The sequence below is a fragment of the Rhodococcus sp. no. 34 genome (assembly GCF_054589475.1).
Window position 1 is genome coordinate 47,238 of record NZ_BAAILK010000041.1, and the last position, 17,861, is coordinate 65,098.

16 protein-coding genes are annotated in these 17,861 nt (G+C 63.4%); 6 read left to right on the forward strand and 10 right to left on the reverse strand.

What is annotated here, in order from left to right:
* Positions 1-179 precede the first annotated feature (179 nt).
* From ACYP01_RS17665 to proB, 5 genes are all read left to right on the forward strand, one after another.
* Positions 180-3,428 carry a translation initiation factor IF-2 N-terminal domain-containing protein gene (locus ACYP01_RS17665; RefSeq protein WP_459681509.1) on the forward strand — a complete coding sequence of 1,083 codons (3,249 nt, stop codon included), beginning with the start codon at positions 180-182 and terminating at the stop codon, positions 3,426-3,428.
* Between the two features lie 319 nt (positions 3,429-3,747).
* Complete coding sequence (rplU, locus tag ACYP01_RS17670; protein WP_003944533.1) at positions 3,748-4,059, forward strand: 50S ribosomal protein L21; 312 nt, start codon at positions 3,748-3,750, stop codon at positions 4,057-4,059.
* A gap of 42 nt (positions 4,060-4,101) precedes the next feature.
* On the forward strand, positions 4,102-4,371 hold the full coding sequence (gene rpmA, locus ACYP01_RS17675; protein WP_003944532.1) for a 50S ribosomal protein L27: 270 nt from the start codon (positions 4,102-4,104) through the stop codon (positions 4,369-4,371).
* A gap of 231 nt (positions 4,372-4,602) precedes the next feature.
* Positions 4,603-6,054 carry a GTPase ObgE gene (obgE, locus tag ACYP01_RS17680; protein ID WP_276116697.1) on the forward strand — a complete coding sequence of 484 codons (1,452 nt, stop codon included), beginning with the start codon at positions 4,603-4,605 and terminating at the stop codon, positions 6,052-6,054.
* Between the two features lie 44 nt (positions 6,055-6,098).
* Positions 6,099-7,202: a glutamate 5-kinase gene (proB, locus tag ACYP01_RS17685; RefSeq protein WP_003944552.1), complete on the forward strand. Its 1,104-nt coding sequence runs from the start codon at positions 6,099-6,101 to the stop codon at positions 7,200-7,202.
* Here the strand turns inward: proB and ACYP01_RS17690 are convergent.
* Positions 7,175-8,032, reverse strand: a complete 858-nt coding sequence (locus tag ACYP01_RS17690; protein WP_042450219.1) for an NAD-dependent protein deacetylase — start codon at positions 8,030-8,032, stop codon at positions 7,175-7,177. The genes proB and ACYP01_RS17690 overlap by 28 nt on opposite strands.
* Positions 8,033-8,124: 92 nt before the next feature.
* Here ACYP01_RS17690 and ACYP01_RS17695 point away from each other — a divergent pair, with 92 nt between their 5' ends.
* Complete coding sequence (locus tag ACYP01_RS17695; RefSeq protein WP_042923819.1) at positions 8,125-8,604, forward strand: VOC family protein; 480 nt, start codon at positions 8,125-8,127, stop codon at positions 8,602-8,604.
* A gap of 44 nt (positions 8,605-8,648) precedes the next feature.
* On the opposite strand, the gene ACYP01_RS17700 is transcribed toward ACYP01_RS17695, so the two are convergent.
* The 9 genes from ACYP01_RS17700 to ACYP01_RS17740 all read right to left on the reverse strand — a co-directional run.
* Entirely contained in the window at positions 8,649-9,581 is a 933-nt protein-coding gene (locus ACYP01_RS17700; protein WP_459681514.1) for a D-isomer specific 2-hydroxyacid dehydrogenase family protein, read from the reverse strand.
* A gap of 9 nt (positions 9,582-9,590) precedes the next feature.
* Positions 9,591-9,989, reverse strand: coding sequence for an ectoine synthase (locus tag ACYP01_RS17705; RefSeq protein ID WP_459681516.1), 399 nt, complete (start codon positions 9,987-9,989; stop codon positions 9,591-9,593).
* Positions 9,990-10,004: 15 nt separating this feature from the next.
* Positions 10,005-11,267, reverse strand: coding sequence for a diaminobutyrate--2-oxoglutarate transaminase (gene ectB / locus ACYP01_RS17710; protein ID WP_003944528.1), 1,263 nt, complete (start codon positions 11,265-11,267; stop codon positions 10,005-10,007).
* 48 nt (positions 11,268-11,315) lie between these two features.
* On the reverse strand, positions 11,316-11,831 hold the full coding sequence (gene ectA / locus ACYP01_RS17715) for a diaminobutyrate acetyltransferase (protein ID WP_459681519.1): 516 nt from the start codon (positions 11,829-11,831) through the stop codon (positions 11,316-11,318).
* A gap of 160 nt (positions 11,832-11,991) precedes the next feature.
* Positions 11,992-14,091 carry a RecQ family ATP-dependent DNA helicase gene (locus ACYP01_RS17720; protein WP_030536630.1) on the reverse strand — a complete coding sequence of 700 codons (2,100 nt, stop codon included), beginning with the start codon at positions 14,089-14,091 and terminating at the stop codon, positions 11,992-11,994.
* Positions 14,092-14,130: 39 nt separating this feature from the next.
* Positions 14,131-14,952: a MerR family transcriptional regulator gene (locus ACYP01_RS17725; RefSeq protein ID WP_007731010.1), complete on the reverse strand. Its 822-nt coding sequence runs from the start codon at positions 14,950-14,952 to the stop codon at positions 14,131-14,133.
* Between the two features lie 53 nt (positions 14,953-15,005).
* Positions 15,006-15,887 (reverse strand): ribokinase, encoded by an 882-nt coding sequence (locus ACYP01_RS17730; RefSeq protein WP_459681522.1) that lies wholly within the window; start codon positions 15,885-15,887, stop codon positions 15,006-15,008.
* A complete protein-coding gene (locus tag ACYP01_RS17735; protein ID WP_003944479.1) occupies positions 15,884-17,326 on the reverse strand; it encodes an MFS transporter in 1,443 nt (480 codons plus the stop codon). The genes ACYP01_RS17730 and ACYP01_RS17735 overlap by 4 nt, the downstream gene beginning before the upstream one ends.
* 243 nt (positions 17,327-17,569) lie before the next feature.
* On the reverse strand, positions 17,570-17,861 hold a 292-nt coding region (locus tag ACYP01_RS17740; protein ID WP_459681524.1), incomplete at its 5' end, for an oxidoreductase.

Genomic DNA, 17,861 nt, shown 5'->3' on the forward strand with positions numbered 1-17,861 from the left:
GCCATCCAGCCAGGCACTTCATGTGCTCGCAGTGAATAACGGGCATTGCGGACCATGCGGAGCGAGACCTTACAATCTCGTACTCACTTCTGAGTGCGAGTACACACAGCACGCTCCCGCGTGGCCGCGTGACAACTCGACTTCTGGGTTGGACGCGCCCGGGGGCTGAGGAGACTTACGTGGCCGATCAATCCCCAACCGAATCAGATTCCAGCACCACCCCGGAATTTCCCGACAAGATGCGCGTACACGCGCTGGCGAAGGTGCTCGGCGTCACCAGCAAGCAGGTCCTTGCCGAAGCCGCAGCGCTCGGTACCGAATTGCGCAGCGCGCAGTCGAGTCTCCACCGTGACGTCGCTCAGCGGATTCATGCCTCGTTGACTTCCGCGGCCGAGGCCATCGAGCCCGTCGTCGCCGAGCTCGACACCCTCATCGACCCGGTTGTCGAGGCGCCGGTTGCCGAGGAGCCTGCTGCAGAAGCTCCCGTGGAGGCTGCTCCTGTTGCAGAGGCTCCGGCCGAGAAGCCTGTCAGGGCTCGTCGCACTCGCAAAAAGGTCGTCGTCGAAGAACCTGCAGCAGAAGAAACAGTGGATCCGGCTGTCGCCGAGATCAGCGCTGGACTCGACGCCGCTGCTGCGCTGCAGAGCAAGGAAGCCGAGCAGTCCGATCTGTTCACTTCCTTCGAGGCGCCGCAGACCCATCAGCCCGAGGTGGCTCCCGCCGCGCCGCAGGTCCCGCTGTTCCTGCAGCCGGATCTCGAAGCCGCCGAGGTAGCTCCGCGTCGCCGTCGCGCACGCCGCGAGCCTGCTGCACCGGCGGTCGTCGAAGAGAAGCAGACAACCGCGGAAGCCGAGACCGTCGTTCCCGAGGCAGCGCCGGTTGCAGTTCCTGCCGTCGAAGAGCCGGCTGTGACCGCACCGCAAACCGAGGGCGAGAGCGCCGAGTCCGAGGACGAGGACGACGATCAGCCGCGTCGCCGTCGTCGTGGACGCCGTGGACGTGGACGTGGTCGCGGTGAACAGGGTGGCGAGCAGGGTTCGGACGAAGAGTCGGACACCGCTACCGAATCGGAGCAGGAATCTGCCCCTGCGGCAGTCGAGAAGCAAACCGACGACGCTGCCGGCGAAGAATCCGGTGAGAAGTCCGAGTCCACCGCTGATGCGGATTCCGAGAATGCCGACGATTCCGATCTCGATGCCGACGGATCGAGCCGCCGTCGCCGCCGTCGTCGTCGTCGCAAGACCGGCACCGACGGCGCCACCGACGCGACTGCGACGTCCGAGGACGATCCGCCGAACACCGTCGTTCACGAGCGCGAACCTCGCAACAAGACCCGCGTCAAGGACGAGGTCCAGGGCATCAGTGGTTCGACACGTCTGGAAGCGAAGCGTCAGCGTCGCCGCGACGGTCGTGACGCCGGCCGACGTCGCCCACCGATCCTGACCGAGTCGGAGTTCCTCGCGCGTCGTGAGGCCGTCGATCGCGTCATGGTCGTGCGCGATCGGGCAGACAGCGGTCAGCCGCATGCGACTACACAGGTAGCAGTCCTCGAAGACGGAGTGCTGGTCGAGCACTTCGTCACCAACTCGGCGTCCGCGTCGATGGTCGGCAACGTGTACCTCGGACGTGTCCAGAACGTGCTCCCCAGCATGGAAGCTGCGTTCATCGACATCGGACGTGGCCGCAACGGTGTTCTCTACGCCGGTGAGGTCAACTGGGAGGCTGCCGGTCTCGGTGGCAACTCGCGCAAGATCGAGCAGGCCCTCAAGCCGGGCGATCAGGTGCTCGTTCAGGTCAGCAAGGATCCGGTCGGTCACAAGGGTGCTCGACTGACCACACAGATTTCGCTTGCCGGTCGTTTCCTCGTCTACGTGCCCGGTGGTACGTCCACGGGTATCAGCCGCAAGCTTCCGGACACCGAGCGCAAGCGTCTCAAGGAAATCTTGCGCGACATCGTTCCCGCCGACGCCGGCGTGATCATTCGCACGGCGTCCGAGGGCGTCAGCGAAGAAGAGTTGGCGCGCGACGTGACTCGTCTGCAGGCTCAGTGGGCCGGCATCGAGGAGCAGGCTGCGGCTGCGGACACCGGTAAGTCCGGCAACCCGCAGGCGCTGTACGAAGAGCCTGACATGCTGGTCAAGGTCATTCGTGATCTGTTCAACGAGGACTTCTCCAAGCTGGTCATCGAGGGCGAGAAGGCGCACACGACGGTCGAGAACTACATCAACTCCGTTGCGCCCGACCTGCTTCCGCGGCTCGAGAAGTACACGCCGAACAACGGTATCGACGTCTTCGCGGCTCGCCGTATCGACGAGCAGTTGGCCAAGGCACTCGATCGCAAGGTGTGGCTGCCGTCCGGCGGCACCCTGGTGATCGACCGCACCGAGGCCATGACCGTCGTCGACGTCAACACCGGAAAGTTCACCGGAGCCGGCGGAAACCTCGAAGAGACCGTCACCCGTAACAACCTCGAAGCGGCCGAGGAGATCGTTCGCCAGATGCGCCTGCGGGACATCGGTGGAATGATCGTCGTCGACTTCATCGACATGGTTCTCGAATCGAACCGGGACCTGGTCCTGCGTCGGCTCACCGAATGCCTGGGTCGCGATCGCACGCGCCATCAGGTGTCGGAGGTCACGTCACTCGGGCTCGTGCAGATGACGCGCAAGAAGTTGGGCACCGGATTGGTCGAGGCCTTCTCGACCACCTGTGAGCACTGCCACGGCCGCGGCATCATCGTCCATTCCGAGCCCGTCGAGGTGAAGTCCTCGGACGACGGAGGATCGCGTTCGGGCTCGCAGCGCAGTGATTCCGGTACCTCGCGCAAGAACAAGCGTGGCCGCGGAGACAAGTCGGCTTCGACCGAGTCCAACGGACAGGAAGCTCCGGCGCCGGAGGTTCCGGCTGTCGACGCGACCGTCAAGCGGGCTCATCCGGTGGCATTGGCGATGGCCTCGCATCACCACGACGACGACGAGACCGTCGCGGCCGACTCGATCGAGTCTGATTCCGCCGGTACGTCTTCGGGGGACGATGCATCCAAAAGTGCCGATCGGCAACAGGATCGGCCGATCGATACTCCTGCTGCTTCTGAGCGCCATGACGTTTCTGTTGTGGACTCTGCTGCGGAAGAAGTATCCGCAGTGGACAACGAGTCGGCAGCACCTTCGACCGAAGCAGCTCCGCGAGGTCGTCGGCGTAGTCGCCGGGCGTCGCGGGCAGCGTCGGCACCGGTTGCCGAGGCAGCTCCCGAGGTGGGCACGGTCTTCGTGATTCCGACTCCGGAACCCGTGACAGAAGCGGTCGTGGAAAACGTTCCGGCTCCGGCCACCGAAGCTCCGGCTGAGGAAGAAGTTGTCGTCGTCAAGCGACCCCGTCGCAGGCGTGCAGCAGCACGTCCCGCAGGGCCTCCGGTAGACGGAGAGTAAGAACTACCGGCTTTCGGTCGGTTGGATGACTTCGCGATGAGCGAGGACATCCAACCGTTATCCGAAGTTTCAGCTGGTAGAAGCAGTACAGAGTAGTAAGCACCACCCCTCGGCGGGGCGGTTTGACCCTGACGGTTGCTTTCCCGTAACCTTGGAGGGTCGCCACCCGGCGGTAGAGATTCCGTGTGCCTAGAGTGCGCGTGAATGTCCCGGTACGTCAGTGCCGAGCCGAGGTGACATAAACCAGACCAGTCGCGATGCATTTGAAGCCTCAGGCAGCAGCGCGAGCAAGTTCGAAGAAGCAAGGGGTAGCCCTCCGATGGCAACGTACGCGATCGTCAAGACCGGCGGAAAGCAGTACAAGGTCGCTGTTGGTGACCTCGTCAAGGTCGAGAAGATCGAGGGTGAGCCCGGCACTGCTGTCTCGCTTGCTCCCGTTCTCGTGGTCGACGGATCCGACCTGACCACCGACGCGGCCAAGCTGGCCAAGGTCGCAGTCACCAGTGAGATCGTCGAGCACACCAAGGGCCCGAAGATCCGCATCCACAAGTTCAAGAACAAGACCGGTTACCACAAGCGTCAGGGCCACAGGCAGCCGATCACGGTGCTCAAGGTCACGGGCATCAAGTAACCAGTTCTTTCTAGCTAATTTCACCCGAGGAGGGTCAATAGCATGGCACATAAGAAGGGTGCATCCAGCTCCCGTAACGGTCGCGATTCAAACGCCCAGCGCCTCGGCGTGAAGCGCTTCGGCGGCCAGTCGGTCAGCGCAGGCGAAATCCTGGTTCGCCAGCGCGGCACGCACTTCCACCCCGGCGTCAACGTCGGCCGTGGCGGCGACGACACCCTGTTCGCTCTCGCTGCCGGTGCAGTCGAGTTCGGCCAGAAGCGTGGACGCAAGACCGTGAACATCGTTCCGGCCGTCGTTGCGGCTGAGGTCTAGTCTTTCTCGCTAGTTGTGCGTCATCGGTTCTACTTCGGTAAGCCGGTTCTGCTTTCGGTAAGAGAGTGACGCGTTCCAAGCTCCCGATAGGGGCGGACCAGGGTTGAAATAACCCGGTCCGCCCCTATCGTTTGTTTAAGCAGTACCCGTTTTGCCCCGAGCAACCCTGCTCACCAGAAGTTCAGCTCATCGCGTGAGACCCGCAATTGACTGAGGAAGGATCCGGCAGTCATGTCCCGATTCATTGACCGTGTTGTGCTGCACGTCAGCGCTGGAAAAGGCGGCAATGGTTGCGCCTCCGTACACCGCGAGAAGTTCAAACCGCTCGGCGGTCCGGACGGTGCCAACGGAGGTCGCGGTGGCGACGTCATCCTTGTGGTCGACGAGAACATCCACACCCTCCTCGACTTTCACTTCCATCCCAACGCGAAGGCGACCAACGGCAAGCAGGGCGCCGGCAGCAACCGCGAGGGTGCAAACGGTGAAGACCTCATCCTCAAGGTTCCGGATGGAACTGTGGTTCTCGATACCGACGGCAACGTGCTTGCCGACCTCGTGGGAGTCGGTTCGCGCTTCGACGCCGCTCAGGGCGGCCGCGGCGGACTCGGCAACGCAGCGCTGGCGTCGAAAGCCCGCAAGGCTCCCGGTTTCGCACTCCTCGGTGAGGACGGTGTCGAGCGTGACCTGGTTCTCGAACTCAAGTCGGTAGCCGACGTCGGTCTGCTCGGATTCCCCTCTGCCGGTAAGTCTTCGCTGGTGTCCGTTCTCTCTGCGGCCAAGCCGAAGATCGCCGACTACCCCTTCACCACTCTGGTCCCCAACCTCGGCGTCGTCTCGAGCGGTGACACCACCTTCACCGTCGCCGACGTGCCCGGGCTGATCCCCGGTGCAAGCGAAGGCCGCGGTTTGGGCCTGGACTTCCTGCGCCACATCGAACGCTGCGCCGTATTGGCGCACGTGATCGACTGCGCCACCCTCGATCCGGGACGTGACCCGATATCCGACATCGACGCCCTGGAAGCAGAGCTGGCCGCGTACACGCCCGCGCTCTCCGGCGACTCGGGACTCGGTGACCTCGACAAGCGCCCGCGCGTCGTCATCCTCAACAAGACCGACGTTCCCGAGGCCGCCGAATTGGCCGAAATGGTCACGCCTGAGATCGAAGCTCGCGGATGGCCGGTCTTTACCATCTCAGCGGTGAGCCGAGAAGGATTGCGACCGTTGACATTCGCGCTGGCGAAGATGGTCCGCGACTACCGCGAAGCTCATCCGAAGCCCGAGCCGAAGCGCCAGGTCATTCGCCCGGTCAAGGTCAAGGATTCCAGCTTCACCATCGAGAAGGATCCCGATATTCCCGGTGGGTTCGTCGTCCGAGGCACCCGCCCGGAGCGGTGGATTCGTCAGACCGCCTTCGACAACGACGAGGCCGTTGGTTACCTCGCCGACCGTCTTGCTCGATTGGGCGTCGAGGACGCATTGGTCAAGAAGGGCGCTCAGCCAGGAGCTTCCGTCACCATCGGTGACGTCAGCTTCGAGTGGGAGCCGATGACGCCGGCCGGTATCGATCTGACCCGCACGGGCCGTGGAACCGACCCGCGTCTCGATCAGGTGGAGCGCATCGGCGCCGACGAGCGCAAGCACGCGCGTCGTGTCCGCCGCGGCTTGCTCGACGAAGACGTCTGACCCACGCGATTTCAGGACGAAAACCGAAGAGAGGGAACGGGACTGTGCTCGGGTCCACCAGGGAGTCGATAGCGTCGGCTCACAGTATCGTCGTGAAGATCGGGTCGTCTGCGCTCACCAGTCTGGTGGCGGGACTCGATACTCACCGACTCGATCTGTTGGCCGATGCCATCGAGGCTCGCATGCGTGCGGGTTCCGATGTCGTCGTCGTCTCGTCCGGTGCCGTCGGCGCCGGACTGGCGCCGCTGGGACTGACCAAGCGGCCTCGGGATCTCGCGACCAAGCAGGCTGCGGCCAGCGTCGGTCAGTTGGCTCTGGCTCACGCCTGGGGTACGTCGTTCGCCCGTTACGGGCGTACCGTCGGGCAGGTTCTACTCACGGCTGACGACATCGCTCGACGGACGCAGCACCGCAACGCCCAACGGACACTCGATCGTCTACGGGCATTGCACGCGGTGGCGATCGTGAACGAGAACGACACCGTTGCCACCACCGAACTTCGATTCGGTGACAACGATCGGCTGGCTGCACTGGTTGCTCATCTGGTCGGCGCCGACGCGTTGATCCTGTTGTCGGATGTGGACGGACTGTACGACGGGGATCCCCGAAAGGGCGATGCCACACTGATTCCCGAGGTGAACAGTCCCGAGGATCTCGACGGTGTGGTTGCCGGTTCGGGTGGCGCCCTCGGTACCGGAGGCATGGCGTCGAAGCTCTCAGCAGCACGCCTGGCCGCTGATTCCGGCGTGCCGGTTCTGCTCGCGGCAGCATCGGACGCTGCGCAGGCACTCAGTGGTGCCGATGTCGGAACGGCATTTGCGCCCCGGCCGACGCGATTGTCGGCCCGCCGATTCTGGGTTCGTCACGCCGCTGACACATCGGGTGACCTCCACCTCGACGAAGGCGCCGTCCGCGCGGTCGTGTCCAAGCGTCGAAGCCTGCTGTCCGCTGGCATCGTCGGTGTATCCGGTGACTTCCACGCCGGCGACGTCGTGTCCCTGATGGGGCCGGGGGAGAAGCCCGTCGCCCGGGGTGTCGTTGCGTTCGACGCTGCGGAGATCGAGGAGATCCTGGGGCGCTCCACCACCGATCTACCGGCCGACATGCAGCGTCCTGTGGTTCACGCGGACGACTTGGTGGCGCTGTAGCTTTCGTGCTCGACGAGGGCGGAAAGTGCTTCAGCGCAACCGACTTCGAGCTTGAGGTCGGCGAATTCGTCGCCGCGAGTCGTGCCTCGATTGACGATGGCGATCGGCTTCCCGGTCTTGGCGGCATGCCGGACGAAACGCAGGCCGGACATCACGGTCAACGACGACCCGGCTACCAACAGTGCGTCGGATTGGTCGACGAGGCTGTACGCACGGGCGACGCGTTCCTTGGGGACGGATTCGCCGAAGTAGACGATGTCCGGTTTGAGTAAGCCACCGCACACGGCGCAATCCACGACGCGAAAGTGTGCGGTGGATTCGATCACGGCATCTGCGTCGGGTGCGATTTCGACTCCTGTTGCAGCAGCGACTGTTTCGGCGAATCCAGGATTGGCTTCTTCCAGTCTCTCCGCGAGAGTGGTGCGGGAGATCAGCCGCTGGCAGCTCAGGCATCGAACCTGCGCGTAGGTGCCGTGGAGGTCGATGACGTTTCGCGCGCCGGCCTTGGTGTGCAGGAGGTCGACGTTCTGGGTGATCACGCCGACGGCTCGCCCTGTTCGTTCCAGCGCCGCGACGGCCCGGTGGCCCTGGTTGGGGCGGGAGCTGTCCATGTATCGCCAGCCGATGTGGTTGCGCGCCCAGTAGTGCCGCCGAAACGCCGGATCGCCGATGAACTGCTGGAACGTCATCGGATTGCGCGGGGGTGAATCAGGTCCGCGGTAGTCCGGGATTCCGGAGTCGGTGGAGATGCCGGCGCCCGTCAGAACTGCCAGGCGACGGCCGGCCAGGAGCTCGGGAAGGGCGTCGAGGCGGCTGTTGTCGGTAGGCACCGTTCCAGGATAGGCGCGTGTGCGAGACGGAGGCGCGGAGGAAGTCCGAAATCTTCAATAGAACACGTGTGCGATCGCCAATACTCGTACACATGAACACAGTGAACCCAATCCCCGCTGGTTACCGCACGATCACTCCCTACCTTGCGGTGCCGGACGGCCATGCCGCACTCGACTACTACAAACGAGCACTTGGAGCTGAGATAGTCGATGCGATGAATGCACCTGACGGCTCCCTCATGCATGCGGAGATCCGGATCGGCGATTCGATGCTGCAGCTTTCGCAGGAGATGCCGGACTTCGGTCTCAAATCACCGCAGGACGGCTGGGTGCATTCGTCGATCGTCGTCTACACCGAGGACACGGACGAGTTTGTCGCTCGGGCAGTCGCCGAGGGAGGCACGCTGGTCACGGCTGTGGCCGATACATTTTCGGGCGACCGGCATGGAGTGTTTCTCGATCCGTTCGGCCACAGGTGGGCAGTATGCACGAAGGTCGAGGATGTACCTGCCGAAGAGGTCGCTCGCCGGGCGCGGGCGCTTTTCTTTCCGGAGACGCAGTCGTCACAGTAATTTGTGGCAACCGTCGTCCGAGCATTCGAGCTTCGGCGGCGTGCTCAGTATCCGGCTACTGGGTCCACGAGGGCAGCCAGCGCCTCACCCTTCGCGAAGCGGGTCACGTTCTTGGAGACGTGATCCGCGAACGCGGCGGGGCGAACGCCTGGCGGATTGGAATCGTGGGGTGTGATGATCACATTCGTCAGATCCCACAGTGGGTGACCGTCCGGGAGGGGTTCGGGATCGGTGACGTCGAGACCGGCGCCGCCGATCTGTTCCGACTCGATGGCCTCGACCAGTGCGTCGGTGTCGACCAGTGATCCGCGCGCGACATTGATCACCCAGGAATGGGGTTGCATCGCCGCCAACTGCGCACGGCCCACGAGGTGACGGGTGGCCGGGGTGGCGGGCGCAGCAATCACGAAGTGATCTGCGCGAGAATAGATTTCATCCATCCTGGATGCGGGGTACGTCGAGATCGCCCCGGGGACCGGGCTACCGGAACGATTGACTGCGATGCTGTCCGCCCCCTGCGCGGCCAGCATCGGAATCAGCGCGCGGCCGATACCGCCTGCGCCGATGATCGCAACCGTCGAGCCACGAAGGGTGCCGATCTTGGGAAAGAACTCGAACTGACGCCACGTTCGAGCCTCGATGTGTGCAGGCAAGTGGCGAACTCCGGCCAAGAGAAGCATGAGTGCATGCTCGGCCACCGACGCCGAAAACGCACCGGCCGCCGAGGTCCACGTGATTTCTGTGTCCTTCGGAATCACACCGGAGTCGAACCAATCCTCGATTCCCGCCGACGGAAGCTGCACCCACCTGACCGACGCCGGTAACTCCGACGGAAAGGTCTCGGGTGAGCCCGCCCAGATCAGGGCGTCCGCAGTGTCGATCGGACTGATCAGACCACCGCCCCGAAGCACCGCGCTGTCGAGCAGTGCATCGGGGACGGGGCCGATCGCTACGCGTGGAGAGGTGTCAGTCGCCATGACTAGACGCTACGCGGGGACCTCCACCAGTGGGTAGACACCGTTCTCGTCGTGCACCTCACGCCCGGTGACCGGCGGATTGAACACGCACAGCATGCGCATCTGCGTGTCCGGCTCGACGCGGTGACGCTCGTGGCCGTTGAGCAGGTACATCGACCCCGGTGCGAGATCGTATTCCTTGTTGTTGGCGAGGTCGATCAGCTTGCCGGTGCCCTCGACGAGCCAGACAGCCTCGACGTGGTTGGCGTAATGAAACTCGTTGACCGAACCCGCCTTGATGGTGGTCTCGTGGAACGAGAACCCGACGCGGTCGCCGCCGAGGACGATGCGCTTGCTGCGCCAGTTGCCGTCCTCACTCGTGATGTCGCGGTCGGTGTCGGTGATCTCGGTGGTGGTGCGAACGATCATGGGAGAGTCCTTCCTCTAGCTGCAGACCTTGAGTGTCGCCTCGGCCAGGATGGAGAGGCCGTGCTCGAGCTCGTCGTCGGTAATCGTCAGTGCGGGAAGCAGTTTCACAACCTGGTCGGAGGGTCCGGAGGTCTCGGCGAGCAATCCCTCGTCGAATGCCAACTGGCAGACCTTGCCGGCGCGCTCGGGCTGTTCGAAGACGAGGCCCTGAACCAAGCCACGCCCGCGGTGCGAGACCTCGCCGGGGAACTGATCGGAGAGGTTGGCGAAGCATTCGCTGATGCGTGCGCCCTTCTTCAGCGTCGTCTTGGTGAGTGCGTCGTCGGACCAGTAGTGGTCGAGTGCCACCTTGGAGGTGACGAATGCCGGGTTGTTGCCGCGGAATGTGCCGTTGTGCTCGCCCGGTCCCCAGACGTCGAGTTCACGCTTGAACAGCGTGAGCGCCATCGGCATTCCGTAGCCGCTGATCGACTTGGACAACGTGACGATGTCGGGAACGATTCCGGCCTCTTCGAAGGAGAAGAACGGGCCGGTACGGCCGCAACCCATCTGGACGTCGTCGACGATCAACAGGATTCCGCGATCCGAGCACAGTGTTGCCAGCGCCCGAAGCCATTCGGGGCGAGCGACATTGACGCCACCTTCACCCTGCACGGTTTCGACGATCACTGCCGCGGGGCGGTTGATTCCACTGCCGGAATCATCGAGAACGCGGGAGAACCACTGGAAGTCCTCGGTGACGCCGTCGAAGTAGTTGTCGAAGGGCATCGGTGTCGTGTGCACGAGGGGGACACCGGCGCCCGCGCGCTTCATCGAGTTGCCGGTCACGGAGAGTGCACCAAGTGTCATTCCGTGAAATGCGTTGGTGAAGTTGATGACTGCCGAACGTCCGGTGACCTTGCGGGCCAGCTTCAGTGCAGCCTCGACGGTGTTCGATCCGGTCGGGCCGGGGAACTGGACCTTGTAGTCCAGGCCGCGCGGTTCGAGGATGTTGCGCTGAAAGGTCTCGAGGAATTCGCGTTTGGCGACTGTCGACATGTCGAGGCCGTGCGTGATGCCGTCGTTCATGATGTAGTCGACCAGTGCGGACTTGAGCACCGGGTTGTTGTGACCGTAGTTGAGTGCGCCGGCGCCGGCGAAGAAATCGAGGTAGTCGCGTCCGTTCTCGTCACGAATCCAGGATCCGGATGCGCTGGTGAACACTGCGGGCCAGTCACGGCAGTAGCTGCGAACCTCGGACTCGAGGGTTTCGAAAATGCTTGCTTCGTTGATATTCATATCTTCTTTGTTCCTCCGGGGCATGCTGTATGCCGAGCGCGAAGTGCGCTAGGCGCCGATCGTGTAAAGATCTTCGGCTTCGTGTCCATCGGGAAAATCGTTGGGCGAGAACAAGGTCTGCCTGGTTATCGGTACTTCGCGCCGACGTGCGAGCGCGGTGAAGAGTGCGATCGAAGCCTCGTTGTCGGGGCTGATCGTGGTCTCCAGATGTGTAACACCCAGTGGGGCAGTGCGATCCATCAAGTCGGACAGCATGCGGGCAGCAATTGCCTTGCCGCGCTGGTCTTCGTCGACCGCAACTTGCCACACGAACAGGGTTTCCTGCGCGCTGGGACGGATATAACCGGAAACGAATCCGACTACGCGGCCGTCTACCTCCGCGACGATGGACGTCGCGCTGAAATCCCTGCACCACAACAGGTATGCATAACTCGAATTGAGGTCGAGCACCTTCGAATCACGTGCGATCTCCCAGAGCCGGACTCCGTCATCGATCTGTGGGCTTCTGAACAACACCGCGTCCGGCGCGGTGGTCGGGATAGCTCTCGTATCAACAGGCTTCATCGGTCATCTGAACGTAACAATCATTGCTGTCGAAGTCATGCAGATGTCCGTTTCGGGCCGTGTGGAACCCGTTGCGCCCCAGGTGAGGACATGAATGTGATGGTGCTCACATTATGTAACTTTTGCCGTTGTCGGAGCGACTATTTCGGGCAAAAACTCGCTATTTCGGGCTTGCGAGCGCCAACGGAAGTACAGAGTGAGCACCAGCCTGTCGAAGTGCGCGCGCGGCCATCGTGAAAGTCCAACCGGTATCGGCGATTGCGTCGACAAGAAGTATCGGTCCCTGGTGGATGCTCATGTCCGGGACTTCCCAAACATCGACCAGTCCGGACACGCGGTAGGCGGAGTTTGCTGCCGACACCGGAGGGTGGTCGGGGCGCAAGCGAAGAGTGCCCAGGTCGGTCAATCGCCCGACCTCGGCCAACTTGGCAGCCAGGCTCGACACCAACAAAGGATGCGTTGTGGATTCGAGGGCCATGACACCGGTGGGTCGCTCGGCCCAATTCCAGGCGGCCAGAACGCTGATACACGCGCTGACCACCGCATCGGGTACCTCGGCGTCGGGACCGTCGAAAAGCGCGCGGAGACGTTGACCCCAGCCCAGGTCCGACATCCGTCCGAGAATGCGCCCGGTTTCGGGCCCCTCGGTGATCTTCCCGGACAGCTTGACGCCCAGCTTGCTCAGGCCGGTCGGCCACATCTTGCGCGGCTCCAGGTCGAATCCGGGGCGCTGCAAGCGCGCCCGAGTCTCGTCGAGGGCGGCGGTGTCGACAGTGGTGTCGTAGCGATTGCCTGTGCAGTTGTCACAGCGACCGCACTGTGAGTTCTCCGAGGTCAGACCAGGATCGTCGAGTTGTTCACGCAGGAAGGTCATTCGACACGTCGTGATGCTCTGGTACTCGACCATTGCGGCCTGCTCGGCCTGGCGAGCGTCGTCGAGTCGGCCGTAGCGCTCGGCGTCGTACACCCAGGGTTCGCCGGTGCTGATCCACCCGCCCTTGACGCGTTTGACCGCGCCGTCGACGTCGAGGACTTTGAGGACCATCTCGAGACGCGTGCGATTGAGCTCCACCAGAGGTTCGAGTGCCGGTGTCGACGTGGCCTTTTCGGTGTCGAGGTGTTCGATGACGCTGCGGACCAGGTGCTCGCGGGGGAAGGCGACCGAGGCGAAGTAACTCCAGATCTGCTTGTCCTCGGCCCCCGGCAGGAGGATCACGTCTGCCCTGTCGGTGGAACGACCGGCGCGGCCCACCTGCTGGTAGTACGAGATCGGCGACGACGGTGCGCCGAGGTGGACGACGAACCCGAGATCAGGCTTGTCGAACCCCATCCCGAGTGCCGAGGTGGCCACCAGAGCCTTGACGCGATTACCCAACAAGTCCTGCTCGAGAGATTCACGTTCAGTGGGATCGGTCTGGCCCGTGTAGGCGGCGACGGTATGGCCGCGCTCGGAGAGCAGGCTTGCGAGGTCGCGCGCGGCCGAAACCGTCAGCGTGTAGATGATGCCCGAACCCGGCAGCGTCTCGAGCATGTCGGCAAGCCAGGCAGCGCGCGCCGTCGCCTCCGGAATGTGGACTACAGAGAGGTGAAGCGACTCGCGTTCGAGCCCGCCGCGAAGGACGAGGGTTTCCTCACCGCCGACGCCGAGTTGGGCGGACACGTCCTCGACGACGCGGTTGTTGGCCGTCGCCGTGGTTGCGAGGACGGGAATGCCCTCGCCGAGTTCGGCGATCAAGGTCCTGATGCGGCGGTAGTCGGGACGGAAGTCGTGGCCCCAGTCGGAAACGCAGTGAGCCTCGTCGACTACGACCAGGCCGGCATCAGCTGCCAGGGCCGGGAGCACCTGATCGCGGAAGTCAGGGTTGTTCAGGCGCTCGGGGCTGACCAGAAGGACGTCGAGATCATTGGCTGCGACGCGGGCATGGATGTCGTCCCATTCGGTGACGTTGCCCGAATTGATGGTTGCGGCGCGCACTCCGGCACGTTCGGCAGAACTGACCTGGTTTCGCATCAGGGCCAACAACGGAGAGACGATGACGGTGGGGCCGTGGCCCGTTGCCCGGAGCAGCTTCGCCGAGATGAAGTAGACCGCAGATTTGCCCCAGCCGGTCCGCTGTACGACGAGCGCGCGTTTGCGCTGCACCACCAGCGCCTCGATGGCCGTCCACTGGTCCTCGCGTAGGCGGGCATCCGGCCCCGCGAGTTCGCGGAGCAGCCGCTCGGCTTCGTCGCGCATGGCTGGGGCAGTGGCGGTGGTCATGGACCCCATGGTGCACGACCCTGCCGACACGTGCGGGCTTCAGGCCTTGGCAACAGGTTCCTGCAGTTCGGTGACCCAGCCGTCGACATCCTCCGGGCACGCCAGCGTCACCTCACGGCTGGGGCCGGCATTGCGGTATCCCGCTGCGTCGATCCATTGGGCCAACGCCTGATAAGCGGGCAGGCAGTTGTCCATCGAACCCTTGTGCAGCAGCGAGGCCACGTGCTCTTCGGCCCGCAGGTCCACCACAGCGAACTCGTAGTCGCCATCGGGATTCGCGTCTACCGGTAGCGCCGCATGGACGACGACGTTCTCGTCGTCACCGGCATCCTCGTAGTAAGCGACAGCGGGTCCGATCGCGGCGATACCGGCACGATCCAAACCGGTACAAAGGCGCTCGTACAACCCGCGAACCACCGGGCCGATCGACGACGGATCCATCGTCTTGGCGGTACCGGTCAACTCCGCGACCCGCAGCGCCGGAACTGACTTGATCACAACCTCGTATGCGGACATCTGTCCCTCACTTTCGATGATCCGTAGGCGCGCCTGTACATGCGCCAGTCGCGCGGTGTCTTCCTGGATTCGGGTTTCGAGTTCTGCTCGGCGAAGCGTGAGCATCCCGCGGATCTCGTCGACGGTGACCGCTGACTCCACCACTTGCTGGACCTGGGCCAGAGTCAGGCCCAACTCCTTGAGAGCGACGATGCGGTTGAGCAGCGCCAACTGGCCCGCGGTGTACGAGCGATACCCGGTGGATGCGTCGACCCTCGCGGGTCTGAGCAGACCGATGGCGTCGTAGTGGCGGAGCATGCGCACCGACACACGACCTGCTCTCGCGAAGTCTCCGATGCTCAACATCCTTGCTCGCCCCGTTTCTCTCTCACAAACCCGATACCTACAGGTTTACGACCTCACACGGTGTCAGAGTCAAGCTGTCGGTTCAGGACTTTTTCGATCGCAGCGCGAGTGGGTGACGACACCGACGCGCCGCGGACCGTCGTCGCCATACTTCCCGCCGTGGCAGCGAACTGCAGGGCGCGGTCCTGGCCCTGCACCCACTCCACGGCGAAGGCGCCGGTGAAAGCATCGCCTGCGCCAGTTGTATCCACGGGTGTCACGGCCGGGGAGTCGGCGTGGATTGTCTCCTCGCCCGACCGGAGATCCGCGCCGCCGGCCCCGAGCGTCGTGACGAGGTATCGGACGCGACCGGTGACCGCGGCCAACTGCTCCGACTCGGTCTGGTTGACGATCAGGATGTCGACAGACTCGATCAGGGCGCCCGGAAGGTCTTGTACCGGCGAAGGATTGAGGATGACAGTTGTTCCGTTGGCACGCGCGTGCCGGGCCGCTGCGGTGACCGTGTCGAGGGGTATTTCGAGTTGGCACAGGAGAACGTCGGCGTGTGCGATCGCGTCGAGGTCTGCTTCGGACAACGAGGTGACCGAGGAATTGGCGCCCGGGACGACGATGATGTTGTTCTCCGCGTCCTCGCTCACGGTGATGGCGGCAACGCCGCTCGGGCCGTCGACATTACGAAGCAACGCGGTGTCGACCCCGGCGTCTTGCAGGGTCTCGCGCAATTGGGTGCCGAAACCGTCGTCGCCGACCGCGCCGACGAACGACACGTCCCCACCGGCCTTCGCGGCGGCGATGGCCTGGTTGCTGCCTTTGCCTCCCGCCGCGGTGGCAAAGGCAGTGCCGAGCAGCGTTTCTCCCGGAGCGGGGAATCTGGACACTGACGTGGTCAGATCCATGTTGATACTGCCGACGACGACGATTCGAGGCGTGCTCATACCTCGAGGTTATCGGCCTTCATTCTCTTTCGACGAACCTTGCGGATGATCCGACGTGCTTCCTCGTCGGTGGCGACGGAGGGCGGAGAGCCGTCGAGTGGCTTGCGTGCGGTCTCGGGGATCATCAGGACTGCGATACCGCCGATCACGGCGGCGATCATCATGTACATCGGTGCGACCAAGTTGCTGCCCGTTGCACTTTCGAGGGCGGTGAGCACCAGGGGAGTGGTCCCGCCGAAGATGGAGACCGCGAGGTTGTATCCGATTGCCAAGCCGCCGTACCTGATTCCGGTCGGAAAGAGTGCGGGAAGCACGGACGGGAACACTCCGACGAACAGCAGGAGCAAACCGCCGAGAATTGCGAGTCCCAGGAAGACCGTCACGTAGTTGCCGACGCCGATCAGAAGGTAGGCAGGTAGGGACAGGACGAAGAATCCGATGAAACCGCTGAGCAGCAAGGGTTTACGCCCGACGCGGTCCGAGAACTTTCCGACGTAGCTGATTCCCATCATCATCACGATCATGACGATGATCATCAGAACGAGTCCGTGGGATTCGTCGTAACCCAACGTGTTGGTCAGATACGTCGGCATGTAGCTGAGCAGGCCGTAGTGAGCGATGTTGTACGTGGCCACCAGGACGATGCACAGAACAAGCGGACGCCAGTTGTCGACGAGAGTTTCGCGTAGTTTCTTGCCTGTGGATTCATCTGCGAGGGAGCGCTCTTCGGCCTGCTCCATCATCTGGAATGCGGGAGTTTCCTCCAAACGCAGACGGAGGTACAGGCCGATGAGACCCAGAGGTCCGGCAATGAGGAAGGGGATGCGCCAGCCCCACTGGAGGAGGTCCTCGGCACTGACGACGGTCTGGATGATCGTCACGATGCCCGCTGCCGCCACATATCCTGCCAGAGTCCCGAATTCGAGGAAGCTGGCGAAGAAACCGCGGCGCTTGTCCGGTGCGTATTCGGCGACGAACGTACTGGCTCCGCCGTATTCGCCGCCGGTGGAAAAGCCCTGCAGTAGGCGTAGGAGTACCAGCAGGATCGGGGCGGCGATACCGATGGATTCGTAGCTCGGGATGAGGCCGATGGCGAAGGTGCTGCCGGCCATCAGAATGATGGTGGTGGCCAGGACTTTCTTGCGTCCGATGCGGTCACCGAGTGGACCGAAGAACAATCCGCCGAGTGGGCGGACGATGAAGGCTGCCGCAAAAATTGCAAAGGTAGAGAGGAGTTGAGCGCTGCCGCTCGCGTCCGGGAAGAACACTTTTCCTATAGTGGTAGCTAGATATGCGTAAACGCCGAAATCGAACCACTCCATGGCATTTCCGAGCATCGTTGCCTTGACAGCGCGCTTGACGGACGCATTGTCGGTGACGCAGACATCGGGTGATTCGGCCACTTCGAGAGCGCTGATCGAGTTCTCTGGTGTAGTCATGACATGCGCTCCCCAGCGCAATCATCGAACCGAGCGGGGCACGTACCTGATGCACGCATCTTTTCGTTGCCCACTCGCCGATGAGCCGGTCGGGAAATCGAGCGTCCGCGTGCCCTGTGGCTCGTTGCGACCCCCGTCGCACGGCTCTGGCCCGCGGCAGTGTCCGGAACCCTCAGGGCTCCGGACTACCGGCAAGTAAGACGCTTACGCTATCAAAGTTGTGCGCGGGAGCCGATTTTCGGGCTAGAAGGCGCGGGCGTACTGCGACGGGATATGCGGTCCTACCTCGGCGTTCAGTTCACGGGCCGCCCGGCGCGCCCAGTAGGGATCTCGCAACAGTTCGCGGCCGAGGAGCACCGCCACTGCGCTTCCGTCTTCGACGATCTTCTCGGCCTGTTCGGGTTCGGTGATGAGGCCGACGGCGGCGGCCGGTAGCAGGCTCTCGTTCTGCAGGCGACGGGCGAACGGAACCTGGTATCCCGGCTCCACCGGAATCTTGGCCGCCGGTGAATTACCGCCGGTGGACACGTCGACG

Excerpts from the sequence above, each read along its gene's own strand:
- rplU (WP_003944533.1), top strand. The coding sequence starts at position 3,748 with ATGGCAACGTACGCGATCGTCAAGACCGGCGGAAAGCAGTACAAGGTC.
- rpmA (WP_003944532.1), top strand. The coding sequence starts at position 4,102 with ATGGCACATAAGAAGGGTGCATCCAGCTCCCGTAACGGTCGCGATTCA.
- obgE (WP_276116697.1), top strand. The coding sequence starts at position 4,603 with ATGTCCCGATTCATTGACCGTGTTGTGCTGCACGTCAGCGCTGGAAAA.
- ACYP01_RS17695 (WP_042923819.1), top strand. The coding sequence starts at position 8,125 with ATGAACACAGTGAACCCAATCCCCGCTGGTTACCGCACGATCACTCCC.
- ACYP01_RS17700 (WP_459681514.1), bottom strand. The coding sequence starts at position 9,581 with ATGGCGACTGACACCTCTCCACGCGTAGCGATCGGCCCCGTCCCCGAT.
- ACYP01_RS17705 (WP_459681516.1), bottom strand. The coding sequence starts at position 9,989 with ATGATCGTTCGCACCACCACCGAGATCACCGACACCGACCGCGACATC.
- ectB (WP_003944528.1), bottom strand. The coding sequence starts at position 11,267 with ATGAATATCAACGAAGCAAGCATTTTCGAAACCCTCGAGTCCGAGGTT.
- ectA (WP_459681519.1), bottom strand. The coding sequence starts at position 11,831 with ATGAAGCCTGTTGATACGAGAGCTATCCCGACCACCGCGCCGGACGCG.
- ACYP01_RS17720 (WP_030536630.1), bottom strand. The coding sequence starts at position 14,091 with ATGACCACCGCCACTGCCCCAGCCATGCGCGACGAAGCCGAGCGGCTG.
- ACYP01_RS17725 (WP_007731010.1), bottom strand. The coding sequence starts at position 14,952 with ATGTTGAGCATCGGAGACTTCGCGAGAGCAGGTCGTGTGTCGGTGCGC.
- ACYP01_RS17730 (WP_459681522.1), bottom strand. The coding sequence starts at position 15,887 with ATGAGCACGCCTCGAATCGTCGTCGTCGGCAGTATCAACATGGATCTG.
- ACYP01_RS17735 (WP_003944479.1), bottom strand. The coding sequence starts at position 17,326 with ATGACTACACCAGAGAACTCGATCAGCGCTCTCGAAGTGGCCGAATCA.